The organism is Nitrosospira multiformis ATCC 25196 (assembly GCF_000196355.1).
In the GTDB taxonomy this organism is placed as follows: domain Bacteria; phylum Pseudomonadota; class Gammaproteobacteria; order Burkholderiales; family Nitrosomonadaceae; genus Nitrosospira; species Nitrosospira multiformis.
Window position 1 is genome coordinate 142030 of record NC_007614.1, and the last position, 13458, is coordinate 155487.

The 13458-nt window shown below is 54.1% G+C and carries 10 protein-coding genes and 2 tRNA genes; 8 read left to right on the forward strand and 4 right to left on the reverse strand.

Annotation, left to right across the window (positions count from 1 at the left end):
* Nucleotides 1–56 precede the first annotated feature (56 nt).
* The 3 genes from NMUL_RS00700 (at nucleotide 57) to NMUL_RS00715 (ending at nucleotide 2031) form a co-directional block, all read left to right on the forward strand.
* Nucleotides 57–132 (forward strand) — tRNA-Ala (locus NMUL_RS00700).
* Between the two features lie 177 nt (nucleotides 133–309).
* Complete coding sequence (locus tag NMUL_RS00705; protein ID WP_011379500.1) at nucleotides 310–711, forward strand: Arm DNA-binding domain-containing protein; 402 nt, start codon at nucleotides 310–312, stop codon at nucleotides 709–711.
* Nucleotides 712–910: 199 nt separating this feature from the next.
* A protein-coding gene (locus NMUL_RS00715) for an IS3-like element ISNmu2 family transposase (RefSeq protein ID WP_104009797.1) occupies nucleotides 911–2031 on the forward strand; the annotation gives its coding sequence in 2 pieces (ribosomal slippage) (nucleotides 911–1169 and nucleotides 1169–2031; 1122 coding nt in all).
* Nucleotides 2032–2417: 386 nt separating this feature from the next.
* Here NMUL_RS00715 and NMUL_RS00720 read toward each other — a convergent pair.
* Complete coding sequence (locus NMUL_RS00720) at nucleotides 2418–3278, reverse strand: hypothetical protein (RefSeq protein WP_011379503.1); 861 nt, start codon at nucleotides 3276–3278, stop codon at nucleotides 2418–2420.
* Between the two features lie 383 nt (nucleotides 3279–3661).
* On the opposite strand from NMUL_RS00720, the gene NMUL_RS00725 reads away from it, so the two are divergent.
* The 3 genes from NMUL_RS00725 to NMUL_RS00735 all read left to right on the forward strand — a co-directional run bounded on the left by NMUL_RS00725 (nucleotide 3662) and on the right by NMUL_RS00735 (nucleotide 8458).
* A complete protein-coding gene (locus NMUL_RS00725) occupies nucleotides 3662–4861 on the forward strand; it encodes a cupin-like domain-containing protein (RefSeq protein WP_011379504.1) in 1200 nt (399 codons plus the stop codon).
* 532 nt (nucleotides 4862–5393) lie between these two features.
* Nucleotides 5394–7085 carry a carbamoyltransferase family protein gene (locus NMUL_RS00730; RefSeq protein WP_011379505.1) on the forward strand — a complete coding sequence of 564 codons (1692 nt, stop codon included), beginning with the start codon at nucleotides 5394–5396 and terminating at the stop codon, nucleotides 7083–7085.
* Nucleotides 7086–7111: 26 nt separating this feature from the next.
* Nucleotides 7112–8458, forward strand: a complete 1347-nt coding sequence (locus NMUL_RS00735) for a N,N-dimethylformamidase beta subunit family domain-containing protein (RefSeq protein ID WP_011379506.1) — start codon at nucleotides 7112–7114, stop codon at nucleotides 8456–8458.
* Nucleotides 8459–8535: 77 nt separating this feature from the next.
* On the opposite strand, the gene NMUL_RS00740 is transcribed toward NMUL_RS00735, so the two are convergent.
* The 3 genes from NMUL_RS00740 to NMUL_RS00750 form a co-directional block, all read right to left on the reverse strand.
* Nucleotides 8536–10536, reverse strand: coding sequence for an ATP-dependent nuclease (locus tag NMUL_RS00740; RefSeq protein ID WP_202944830.1), 2001 nt, complete (start codon nucleotides 10534–10536; stop codon nucleotides 8536–8538).
* A gap of 208 nt (nucleotides 10537–10744) precedes the next feature.
* Nucleotides 10745–11188: a nucleoside deaminase gene (locus NMUL_RS00745; RefSeq protein WP_011379508.1), complete on the reverse strand. Its 444-nt coding sequence runs from the start codon at nucleotides 11186–11188 to the stop codon at nucleotides 10745–10747.
* A 90-nt stretch (nucleotides 11189–11278) separates the two neighbouring features.
* Nucleotides 11279–12136, reverse strand: a complete 858-nt coding sequence (locus NMUL_RS00750; RefSeq protein WP_011379509.1) for a GNAT family N-acetyltransferase — start codon at nucleotides 12134–12136, stop codon at nucleotides 11279–11281.
* Nucleotides 12137–12298: 162 nt separating this feature from the next.
* Here NMUL_RS00750 and NMUL_RS00755 point away from each other — a divergent pair, with 162 nt between their 5' ends.
* On the forward strand, nucleotides 12299–13054 hold the full coding sequence (locus tag NMUL_RS00755) for a Mut7-C RNAse domain-containing protein (protein ID WP_011379510.1): 756 nt from the start codon (nucleotides 12299–12301) through the stop codon (nucleotides 13052–13054).
* A 252-nt stretch (nucleotides 13055–13306) separates the two neighbouring features.
* Nucleotides 13307–13382, forward strand: a tRNA-Lys gene (locus NMUL_RS00760).
* Nucleotides 13383–13458: the final 76 nt, after the last annotated feature.

Below are 13458 nucleotides of genomic sequence, written 5' to 3' on the forward strand. Positions count from 1 at the left end.
TCGTTTCGCGACGGCATACTATGGCGCAACGGTTTGTTATAAAATATGCAATCAGTGGGGACGTAGCTCAGCTGGGAGAGCGTCGCGTTCGCAATGCGAAGGTCGGGAGTTCGATCCTCCTCGTCTCCACCATTTCACTGTTCCACCAAGTCCCAAGAAGTCCTAAAAGCCCGCTAAATGCGGGCTTTTTCATTGGCTTATCGTCCTATCCTATCCCCTGCGTTCTATTGAAGCCAGCAGCTAAAGGGGGGCATAATTTGCCAATATGTGCCCCCAATGCAGATTTGATGCCCACAATAAGGGGTTTTCATGAAATTAAACGATGTGGCAGTGCGCAAGGCCAAACCCGAGTCCAAGTCTTACAAAATGGCTGATGGTGGAGGCATGTATCTTGAAGTGATGCCGAACGGTTCAAAATATTGGTGGTTGAAATATCGGTTCGGTGGAAAGGAAAAACGTCTTGCGTGCGGAGTTTATCCGGACGTGCCACTAAGCCTTGTACGCAGCTGGCGAGATGATGCCTGCAAGCTACTGGCACAAGGAATTGACCCTGGGGCGAATTGCAAATCACAGAAGACAGTAAAACAGGGACAGGAAGCAAATAGCTTTGAAGTAATAGCGCGAAGGAGATCAAAACCCTGGTGGCCAGCCCTAGGGTTTCTCTTCACCAGAGACTATATAATCGATTTACATATGTTAAGTATTTCATAGTAAGCCTTTCCTTATATTGTTAATCTACCTACTCGCTTCTCTCCCCAAGTAGAAAAGCGATTGCAGTACCCCCGCCCGGCTTATGCCGGGCTTTTCTTTTTTTGCAGAGATGAAGGCTCTACCAGAAGCCCTGATGTGCTCCCCATAAAACGTGCCATCTGGAATCTAGTAAAGTTCGTTTTTCGAGAGGAGAACGGACGTGAAGAAGCGATTTACGGATGAACAAATTATTGGATTTCTGAAGCAGGCAGATGGAGGCATTCCGGTCAGGGAATTGTGCCGCCAGCATGGTTTTTCCGATGCGTCGTTTTACACCTGGCGTGCCAGGTTTGGTGGGATGACAGTATCGGATGCCAGGCGGTTGCGAGATCTTGAAGCAGAGAATGCTCAGCTCAAGAAGCTTTTAGCCGAGTCGCTTCTTGATGCTCAAGCCTTGAAGGTTGCTTTGGGCCGAAAGCATTAACTCCACAGGCCAGGCGTGAGGCAGTAATGGCGATGCTTGAGCAGACGAACGTTTCCGAACGCCGTGCCTGCCTGCTTGTGGATATATCACGTACGGTATTGCACTACATGTCCAAGGTGCGGCTGGAGAATGAGCAACTGCAAGGTCGAATGGTTGAGTTGGCCTCTGAACGCCGTCGTTTTGGTTATCGACGCATTCATGCCCTGCTGCGGCGTGAGGGTGTTGAAGCCAATCACAAACGCATCTTTCGCCTTTACCAGGCTGCCGGGTTGGCAGTAAAGCGCCGACGCAGGCGAGGGGGCGTAGCAGTTGAACGTGAGCAATTGGCATTGCCAAGCCAGCCCAACGAGGTATGGTCAATGGATTTCATCTGTGATGCACTGGCGAATGGCAGACGCATCAAGGTATTGACCATCGTTGATGACTTCACCAAGGAATCCATTGATCTGGTAGCTGAACATGGCATTTCGGGACAACATGTCGTGCGCGTATTGGAGCAAGCTTCACAGTTTCGTGGGTTGCCCTTGGCCATTCGCACCGATCAGGGACCGGAGTTCACCAGCAAGGCACTGGATCAGTGGGCTTATAAGCATGGTGTCCAGCTCAAATTGATTGAGGCGGGCAAGCCGACGCAAAATGCATATATTGAGAGCTTCAACGGTCGGTTTCGGGATGAGTGCCTGAACGATCACTGGTTTACCAGCCTGGCTGAGGCACGGATTCGGATATCAGCCTGGCGGCGCGACTACAACGAGCATCGACCGCACAGTGCACTAAATTACCTAACCCCGGCAGAATTTGCAGCCAACTGCCGCAGGCAAGAAGAAATAAACGGCTGTGAAAGAAATGGAAGCTAATTTATAACTGAACTTTGCTAGAACGCCCCTGGCACTACTACCGGGGGCACATCAGCCCTACAATCGATTTAAATTGAGAGATGGTTACTCAGGTATTGCCCTATCAAAAATAATCTACATAAGATGAGAATGATATTGTGGGGGCACAATTGTGGGCATATTTCTTGTCACGTTCAATAATACCTTTTATTACAATATATTAAGTTTTAATTCGAGAGTCCTCGTTCCCCCCAGCCGCTAAGTGCGGGCTTTTTCGTTGGTTTTTCCCTCCCGTCACATCCCATCAAGCTCTGTTGAATCCGGCCCATAGTGAGGTCATGATTTGGCGAAAAATATCCCCCGGAACTTGATGTTGTAACAGGTCAAGGGAAAACATTAATTCCTACTCATAAGCTGGCGAAAGTTTCCCAACCGGAACATTTCGAATAAGGCTCACGCTTTAGCATCGTTTTATAGTTGGCCGGTAGATTTTGCATGACCGCCTGTATTTCTCGCTCGTCCTGTGGGGTGATCACCGTGGGACCGGCAAATGGCGTTTTATTTCTGCGCAAATTCATATCGAAAGCCGACTTATGACGTAAATCGAAAAATTGAAGCATGCGCCTTAACACTCTTTCGTCTTTTAGCTGTGCATCGACATCTATAAAAAATACGCGGTCCTGCCATTGATTCCGTTTAAGCAGCTGCATTGCCCGGTATTCGATTTCAATCCACTGCAACAGATAAAACTGGAACCGACTCAGGGTGTGCCCGGTGTAGTGCTGATAGATAGCCTCCTTTCCGGTTAATGCCCAGCGAAAATAACGGTCGCCTGTATCGCTTTTATAATCGACAAACGGCATTTTTACCTTGCGTATCAGTTGTTCACGCATTAGCTCGCTTTTGGCTACCTTTGCGGGATGACGAACAAGGTGAACAAAACCCACATTTTTTAAAAGTGTGCCTGCATGACGGTCAAATGCTTTCAGGAAAGCATGGTTAGATTCGAAATACGCCGGTTCTTTACATTTAGCGATAAATCCACATTTCCGCATCAGCACTGGCAATAATGCGTTATCGTCGCGCCGTGTATTCCAGTCTATCGGTTTTCCGAACAAAACAGGATTTCCGGGAACAAGGTAGGGTTCATGGGTGCTATAGCACTGTTGCACATTTTTCGAAAAGAAGTCGGCTAGATAACTTGTGCCGGAGCGGCCGCTTGCCAGAGCAAAAAGCGTTAGTTTGGGCATGGATTCAGGATCAGGCATGCTGAAGGGTAATTTACCTCAATGCGACAAAGTCTTAACGCCTGCCCTTGCTTGACGACCTCGCAGTATCGGTGAGGCCCTGAAGGATGCCTAATTGAATGAATTCTGGAAGTGTCGGCTGGGTAATTACCGGTTATCGCAAATATCGAGGACAGCACGGTGCGGATTCTCGTTGTGAGTATAAGCCAGCGCAAGGAGAGATATCGCTGAATGTTTTTTCTCTGTTTTTGGTATTGAAGGAGGAAGCCGCACGTCAATTTGCATTTGTCCATTATTTCCATTATGTCGTAATAAGAGCTAGACTTAATCCATAAAATGAGCCCATAAGATAGGAGTTAAATGAACTGATTCTCATGGTGAATCAACCTTAGAGGGAGGCTTCCATGGAGATTGCAGGCCAGCCAAAAAAAATTACTGCATTGACACGTGTGCGAGACACGTTAGCGATACCTCTCGCTGGAATTGCCACATTTTTCTATGTTCTATGGCAATTGGTGACGGAGCAGCAGCTTTTTCTGCGTACCTTTCTTGTGGAGCGCATGGGCAAGCGTGCTGTGAAGAAACTGCCGCTGGGATATTGGAATGTGCTGGCGCTCAAAAGCATCATGTTGTGCCAGCATTTGTCTCATAACCCGAACCTGCTGCGAGATGCCCGCAAGCGTACCGAATCGCGCATCCTGCAACGGTTGCAGGATCGGGGCGTGCCGCGCGGGCAAGTTCTCCCCATCACGGAATATCAACCCGTCCAGATAGAGCCCCATCGGTTTTACCGGGAGCATGTGAAGCGCGGCGTACCGTGCATTATGCGCGGGTTCGTGGGTAACGCGCCGATCGACTGGACGCTCGACAAACTTGCGGAACGTTTTCCGGATACCATCGTCCAGGCGCTGGACAAGCGGAGCAAGAAGATGGTGAATGTCTCTCTGCGCGAGATTGCGGAGGACCGCCGCTGCAATTACATTCCGCAGCAATTGTTGCTCGATCAAAATCCGACTTTCTACGAATATTTCCGCATTCCGCGCTCGCATGCGTATTTCCCCGTCATGGGACGGCCCTCGAAGCCGGTTCTGAGTTTTCTGATCTTAGGCCTGGGAGCGGGATTGAACGCCAACTACCACTGTGAGGAAGGGCCCAACTGGTATCTTGCCGTTTCCGGTTCCAAGCGCTGGACCTTGATCGAATCCGAATATTCCTGGTTGCTATACCCGGCAGCGCTTGGCAACGGCATGCGCCGGTTTGCGGAGTTCATCGCGGATAAGGAAGGGGAACCGAGCGACCGGGATGCGTATCCCCTGGTGGAGTATGCGCCGCGTTACGAGTTCGAGCTTCATCCCGGCGACGTTCTGTTTTTCCCTGCCTGGATGTGGCACAAGACGATCAACCTCAATGAAGAAGGCCTGGGGGTCACCTGCCGTTACACTGCCCCGACCGAAATCTCCAACAGATATTTCCGGGCCCTGCAACTGCTCTCCGGAGGGTTCTGGAAAAGCTGCGTGGAAGTCATTAGTTGCGGCATACGGGGTAATATCGCCTCTCTCGCCAGTGATACCGACCACAACGAGCAGGAAACAGTGTTGTACTGAGCGGAATTTCTTCCGTTTCCTTCTGTCACCGGCAACCTTGGTGCTATCCCCCCGGAAAGCAGTTTATGTTTGCCTTCTTGCGCTATGCCCGCACTTGGCATCGATGCCGGCTCTATCTCCCATAGAGCCGGGAAAGAAATGCGCCCGGAAATCAGCGAGCAGGGAGGGGGCCAATTTTCTTCTCCGTCGGCGCTCTTCTCTTCTCTTTTAGTGTTCCTTCTTTATCGCTTCTCCTTGTTTGAAACTTCCCCCCAGTTTACTCCCTTCCTGCAAGTAACCTTTACAAATACCCAATCCCTACTATAGTCATAATAAGGCTGCCCAGGAAAGTGCCTCAATCAGAGACGAAGGTGGCTGCAAGGGTAGCTACGCCAGCAGCGATTCCTGAACGGACCTCACCCGTTGGCCCATCAGGTGAATCCCCCGAGTATCGCAAACATACCCCGCTCCACGGGCTGGAGCATCTGGAAAAACCAGCCAGATGTATTCATTCCAAGGTGAGCGATCCCGTTTAACAACAAAGGAGAAACCAATGGGAGATGGACCGGTAGTGCTTGGGGTTAACCGCACGCAGGATGCAAGCATCTGTCTGATGCATGGATCACAGCTCATATACGCAATACAAAAGGAACGGCTCACAAGGCGCAAGCACCACTGGGGCAGGCTCGACGATTTCCGTAATGCATACGTGCCGCATCTTCCCGATCTCGGCAAGCCGATCGATGTCCTTGTCGAATGCTATTCATCCGACAGCGAGATAAAAAATTTTCCTGCCTATGAGCGGGAGATGGCCGAGACGCTGAAGTTCGCCCCCGGCTGCCGGCGCAAGCGCATCTCGCACCATCTCGCCCATGTGTACAGCGTATTCCATCCGTCGCCATTTGAAGAGGCTGCGGTGATGATCATCGATGGCCAGGGCAGTCCGGTTTCCGAATTCACTGAGAAATGGAGCGGGTCGGACAGTGTGCCTCAGGATTGGCGTGAAGTCTCCTCATTCTATCGGGCAGACAGAGGGCGAATCGAATGCATCGGCAAGCAATTGTGGGACCGTAACGAGCGATGCCTGGTTGGGCTCGGAATGTTTTACTTCCTGCTGACACAGGCGGTTTTTCCAGGCGAGGGCAACGAAGGCAAAGTGATGGGACTTGCCCCGCACGGCGACCCGAATGCGCTCGGTCTGCCGCCCCTGCAGGTGGAGGGTCCCCAGGTGACGATTCCCGGTCGCTGGATGGAAATCCTGCGCGATCGCAGCCGTTTTCGCTATGCTGCCGATGATACTTCCCGTTTTGCCGATAGTGCCAATCTGTCTGCTGCCGGGCAGCGCGCATTCGAGGAGGCAGTGCTCGAAGTTGCCCGCTGGCTGCACGCGCAAACGGGCGCCGAGAACTTATGCTTTGCCGGAGGCACCGGTCTTAACTGCTCCACCAATGATCGCCTCTTGCGTGAAACCCCTTTCCAGCGCGTCTTCATTCCTCCGGCCCCGAGCGATGCAGGCACTTCGCTTGGTTGCGCCGTGTACGGCCTTACCGAAGTGGGGGGAATGCGTTGCGACTATAGATGGGAGAACGACTATCTCGGGCCCGAGCCGCATCTGTCAGACATCGAGTCCGTGTTAAACGGGGCGGATGACCTTGTCGTGGAGCATATAGAACAATCTGCCGACTTGTGCGGACGTATAGCCGACCTTCTGGCTGACAGCAAGGTGGTCGCGCTCTATCACGGGCGCAGCGAATTCGGCCCGCGCGCACTCGGCCACCGCAGTATTCTTGGAGATCCGCGCCATGGCTATGTGCGTGACTGGATCAACGCCAGAGTCAAGGAGCGGGAATGGTTTCGTCCGCTGGCGCCGGTAGTGCTGCTCGAGCAGGCGGAGGAATTCTTCGATATCCGCCGTCCATCCCCCTTCATGCAGTTCGCCGCGCCGGTCTGGCCCAAGGCCGCCGACATCATCCCCGCTGTCACGCATGTCGACTGCACGGCCCGGTTGCAAACCGTTGGCGAACAGGATGACCCCTTCCTGCGCACCCTGCTGAAAGCATTTGAAGCCCGTACCGGTGTTCCCGTAGTGCTCAATACATCCTTCAACCGGAAGGAAGAGCCCATCGTTGAAACGCCTGCCCAGGCGCTTGAGTCATTTCGCCGCACGCCCATGCACGCACTCGCCATGCCGCCCTATCTCGTGCGCAAGCGTATCGAACCCGAGGCGGTCACTCCTGTCGGGTAGCAGAAGAAAACAGCAGGAGAAATAACGTGATTCGAGGCTATCCCGCTTCGGCAGGCGTCGTTCCCGGCGATTCGCTGGTTCTGCACATTGCGACCGACGCGCCGCGCTTTCGCGTGGTTTTCTATCGTTGGGGAGAGGGTCTGCTGCGGGTGTCCGAAACGGATTGGCTGGCAGGAAAATATGCACCTCCACGAAGCGCGGCGGAAGACTGGCAATGGCCGTCATACGCGTTTCCTGTTCCGCACGACTGGCTGTCCGGAGTCTATATTGCTCACCTGGAGGAACCGGGGGGCAATGCGGTGTCCCTGGCAATGGAAAGCGCCGCCGTCCTGTTCGTCGTCCGCGGCAGTGGACGCAGCAAGCTGCTCTACAAGATTCCGCTCGCCACTTACCATGCCTATAACTGCACCGGCGGTGGCTGCTTCTACGTCAATCCTCCGCGTTCAGAGGACCCGCCAGGGGCCAGGCTCTCGCTGCTTCGTCCGGGTGGCGGCATCGGCGGCGAGACCTGGGGAGCGCTCGACTACTACGATTTGAGTTCGCCGCGCCAGACTTTCGCCCATTGGGATGCGCGCTTCATTCGCTGGCTGCTGCGCAATGGATACCAGCCTGAATTCTGCACCGATCTCGATATCCACTCCGATCCGGATCTGTGCGGTCGCTACCGGCTTATGCTGAGCGTGGGACACGACGAATACTGGAGCGAGACGATACGCGACCGGACGGAAGATTTTGTGTCAAAAGGAGGCAACGTTGCCTTCTTCGGCGCCAACCTCTGCTGGTGGCGAATTCATATCCTGCATGGCGGAGCGGCGATGCTATGCCATCAAGGCGGTCCTCATGGAGCGCTTGATCACTGGTGGCCATCCACAGGTGTGGCTCGTCCCGAGGATTCGCTGACAGGGGTGAGTTATCGGAACGGGGGCGGCTGGTGGGATGGGCCCCGGAACACGGGAGGGTATATCGTGCAGGATCCGGAGCACTGGGTGTTTGCCGGCACAGGGTTGGGTCGCGGCGATGCGTTTGGTGACAAAACCTCGCCACCCCTGGTCGGATACGAGTGCGATGGCGCTCCGCTGGATGACTTCGACAAGGCTTCGGGACTTGCAGTCCTTTCCTCGAACGCCGGAAATACCGGTACTCCAGAGGGGTTTCGTGTTCTGGCGGCAAGCGTGCTGGATGGCAATTGGCAGGAACTCCCCCCTCGGGAGGCTTATCCCGCCCGTGAAGGTATTCACGCGGCAACAATGGGAATTTTTTCGCGGAACGGCGCGGTGTTCACCGCGGGAACTACCGACTGGGCTCAGGTACTCGAAAATCCGCTGGTCGATGCCATCACACGTAATGTCATCGACCAGCTGCTTCGCGAGTAATCAGGGGATTTCTGCTCTGTGCTGCAAATCGTCTTGCGATGGAGCCGACAGCATTGGCAGCAATTCATTCGAGGCGATCAGTTCCGGATCAGCTCCTGAAAGAGTTTTGCCCAGCGCGCAATGGTGCCAGCATCAAACGCGCCGATGCCCTTTTTGAGCGCCTGTTCCTTGACGCGCTTTGCAACTTCAACTCTCCATTCATCCCGTAACACCAGGTCCTGTGCTTCGGCCCAGGCCTGCACCTGCGCCACCACGGGCTTGCCGTTGACCAGGACGTCCGCAAAGGCCGTGTCCGTATTCCTCTCCCAGCGGTCTATTACTTGTGCAAAAAACGGTGCAGGTATCAGATCTTCTGTCGTGGAGTTGCTGAAGAGAACGTAATTATCCGTCGAAAAGATACGCTCCTGCGCGTCGCTGTACAAATCCGACTTCAACTCTGCATTGATCTGCTTTCCTGCTTCGTCATCCCGCAGGACTACCTTGGGCAGCGGCTCGTCGCGCCCACTAATGATGCTTGCGATCACGCCTACCGTTTTGCTGGCGCCAGCCGGCGGAAAGAGCAGTTCGCGCTTCGGGGCTATCTTGTTTGCCCCAATGAGGAGTGTCTTGATGGTCGAGAGATAATATTGATCCGAGACGCGCTGCACGACGACCGGTTGACAGCCCGTTACCATGCTCTCGGCAATATTCAGGTTCAAGGCCGAGTGAACCACATAGGCGGCTCCCGCCTGCCGGACATCCTTTTCCACGCTACGAAGGTCCGACGTCACTTGCGTCGTTCCGTTCGCGGAAACATATACCTTGCGCGCGCGTCCCAGGTGCTCTGCATCCAGCAGGAATGGTGAATGGGTCGTGTAGAGGATTTTGTTGACTTTTGCAAGACTGTCAAAGAAGGCAAAAAGGTTGCGCTGCGCCAGGGGGTGCAGGGACAATCCGGGCTCGTCCAGCAACAAGACGGCGTTCTGGTGCTCACCCCCGCTTTCCACGAGGAAGACCAGATAAAAACTCAGAAACCACTGCAGCCCCGTGCTTCTGCTTTCGAGCTCAACTTCCTCCGGGCGGCGGTCATCGGAAACCCATATGCGGAAATGGCTTCCATCCGCTTCGAAGCGGAATTTGTAATCTCCCTGCTTCCACCAGTTTCTGAACTTTTCCGTCAGAAGCCCGCCTGCCGATTGCAGCAGGATGGAACGCTCCCTTTTCTTCATCGCGATTTCCCGGATTTCTTCCACTGTGGGTTCACGACGACGGCCCTTGCGCCTTGGAAAGTCCCGCCCGAGTTCAAGAATTTCTCCCGGCTCGAGGCCTACGAATTTAAAAAGAACGCGCAATGTACGCGACTTGGCTGCTTCTCTGGGCCCAAGGTCAGTGCGTTGAAGATTCTGTACTACGTGGGGAAGATAGATTTCAGAATCGAGATTTCCGAATTCAGAGTAATAGACAAATTTGGGAAGGGAGTGGATGACCGTATCCACAACATCCTCTGCCTCTTCCCCCGATGATCTCCTGATCTCGCCAAGCTCTTCCCGCCGGGGGAAGGAGATCGAATAATCCCCATTGAAGTACCGTTTCACAGCGATGAGGGAGGCCTCTTCGCTGGAGATCTCCAGCTTGCCGCACAGCTCTTCTCCAAGCTCTCCTGCCTCAAATTCCGCCGTTATGAAGTGGAAGCTTTCCGGTGCCTGGCGCACAGGGCCGAATTGTTTTTTCGGGTAGTCGGAAGCCGGCACGATCTCTCCCCCGACTGCCGGATTCAGCTTCCAGAGCGGAACCAGCAGGTTTGTCTTGCCGGATTCGTTCACGCCGATGAGCGCGGTAACGCTGTCAACCTCAATCCAGCCACTGTTCTCCACCGAGCGAAAATTTGTGACCAGAAATCGGGTAAGGTGCATGGGGTGTATTATTCTGTCGTCTATTGCTTCTCCCGGGGCCGGGGCGTCAACCGGGCTGTCAACAGGACTTTCAACGGGACTTTCGCTGTTGCTTGTGGCTTCCGCATGATCCTGAGGCTCTGGTATCTCTGGTATGTCTGATATTCGGGGAAGGAGCAGCATGTCTTGCAATGGTTGCTTATTCATAAAGTCTGTGTCTTTTTCTTTGACAGGCAATATATGTATCGTCATTATAACTCTCTGATTGCTCAGGGCGGGTACTTAAAGAGCGTTTGTTGAGCCAGAATTTGCAATACTTTTCGACACTCTTGCCAACCCCCCAAAAAAGCCGCGGAACGCACGGCCACGTCTTACCTCCTTATTCTTTTCCTGCTCCCATTCTCAGGTTGCAAAGCTAGGCGCCGTACAGTTCTGCGGCAGACAGGCCGAGATCGAGTCGAATGAGCGGCAGGGGTGGAGGCTTTAGTGGCAGGCTCAGCTTCTGATAGGTCGCCTTGCTCGAAAAACCATAGGGTTCCGCGTCATCGTTGTCGAAAGCGTAATAGACCGCATCCACTCCTGCTATCACCATGGCTGCCAGGCACATGGGGCAGGGGTGGCCGCTGGCGTAAACTATGCTGCCTCTCAGATCAGGACGACCGAGCTTCCGGCTGGCAGCGCGCACTGCCTCCATTTCTGCATGCGTGGTAGGATCATTGCTCTGCACCACGTCGTTGACGCCGGTGGAAACGGCTTGTCCCTCGACAACGAGGACTGCGGCAAAGGGCCGGCTACCCCGTTCACGGTTGTTTTTGGCGAGACGCACTGCTTCCCGCAGAAATGTTTCATGTTGAGACATCTGGCTTCCTGTTTGACTTACCTGTCTGTAGCGCTTGTGCCAAGCTGTCGCACCGATATGATTACGGCAAGCTCCTGGAATCCCTTCCCCTTAAAAAAGAATGGAGGGCAGAAAACTTCCGGCGGGCTGGTTGTAGAGGCCAAGGCTCATCAGATTCATCGGTTGAACTACCCGAAGCCCCTGCTGCAGGCACCAGCGGAACAACTCGCTATTATGCGTGGGCAGAAGAAAGCCTGGACCCGCAAACGCGGCCGCGGCGCCGATCAGGGCCTTGAGGTCTTCATTGCTTTCTCCCACTGCATGTCCCGTGAAGCCAATTAACGTCGCGTAACCGGTAATGTGCCCTCCGTGTTCCACCACCATTGCGGTCTGCTGCCCAATCGCGTGGCGCAATTCCTGCCCTCTATCGTGACCGTGTATCTTCCGGCACAAGGCGTCGCATGCATTTGCATCCTCCGCCCTTGCCGGACGGACATTGTAGCCGGAGATATCGATTTGCAGGGGCGCTCCCTGCAGAGTTGCCAATGGTTCCCGCACCTCAAATCCGAGCTTGGTGTAGAGGGAGAGGGAGCGGTTATTATATGCAGCTTGCACCAGCCGCACGCCTGCGAAATGTTTATTCCGCGCATGCTCCAGCACATCCTCCATCAGGCCTCGGCCTACCCTGTCGCTTTGGGTTTCCGGTATTACCGTCAGCGGCCCAATGCCGGCAATGGCGGAATCCTGCCATAAGAAATTGCTGCCGATGATTCTTCCTTCGCTTTCAGCCACGACCGAATATACATCGGGTCTCGAGAGCAACCCCAGGAGGAGATCACGCGCCACTTCGAACGAGGGAAAGTCGGGTTCAAAACCATGCTGCTGAGAAATGGTCCTGAATGCTTCGTAGCAGATCATCCCGGCCGCCCCGGCATCCGCCTGGCGGCCTTCCCGTATTTTGAATTGCATGTTTCCCCGCTAATGGAATCGCCTGGTGGGCGACGAACAGCAGACGTGCGCGCAGTATGACGATGTTACTCCAGAAAAAGAGAACACTCTCGCGCAAACTGCCGTTGATACTCCAGGAAAGGGTAATCATGCGCTTAAGCCTGAAAAGTGCAATACTGATTCATGGTTACCGCTACATTCCGTTTTTATGAGGAACTGAATGACTTTCTCGTTCCCGAGCGGCGCAAGCGGGAATTTTCCTGTCCCTGCGCCCGTGCAGCGACCACCAAGCATATGATCGAAGCACTGGGCGTCCCGCACACCGAAGTGGAGCTGGTGCTGGTAAATGGAGAATCGGTGGGGTTCGACCGGATACTGGAGCATGGCGACCGGGTCGCGGTCTTTCCCAAATTCGAAATGGTCGACGTCGCGCCCTTGTTGCGCGTGCGCGAGCATCCCCTGCGGGTAACGCGCTTCATTGCAGATGCTCACCTAGGCGGTTTGGCCCACCTGTTGCGCATGACGGGTTTCGACACGCTGTACGACAATAATTATCACGACCGCCAGATCGAATTGCTCGCTGCCCAGGAAAAGCGCATCGTGCTCACCCGCGACCGGGAATTGCTCAAGCGGCGTTCGATTACGCATGGATGCTATGTGCGGACTTTGAAGCCACCTGAGCAGCTTTGTGAGATTTTCGATCGGCTGGACCTCGCGCACAGCATCAAGCCTTTTACCTTATGCCTGAACTGCAACGCACCTCTGCGGCCTGTGGAGAAGAGTGTAGTGCTTGAGCGCCTGCCGCCGTCAGTACGCGAGCGCTTCGACCATTTCAGCACGTGCGATATCTGTCACCGGGTTTTCTGGGAGGGTTCGCACTGGCAGCGCATGCGGACGATGCTGGAGGAGTGTATTAAGCCAAACCGATTTGGGGGATAATTGCTTACTTACGTTGAGCAGCTGAATATTCCTCAGCGGGAGGAGAAGCGTGATCTCCTGTTCATCCGGTCACAACTTTTGATCACGTAATGGCCTAGATCAAGTAATTGTGCCATTCGAATTTCTTTCCGGATGTGGTAGGATTAGCACCCTCAGATTTAGGCTTCAGGTTCGGCAAGGGCGAGCGGCATCGGGTTTTGCCTCTGTCATACGTTGAATCTATAACTGAAATTATTCCGGTTTATTCAATCCGGGTCGTTAGCTCAGCTGGTAGAGCAGCGGACTCTTAATCCGTAGGTCGAGCGTTCGAATCGCTCACGACCCACCATCAAACAACGGCTTGCAGGGTGCGAGTCCTTTGTTTCGACCCCAATTTTACCTTTTCATGCGAATGCGTATATGGG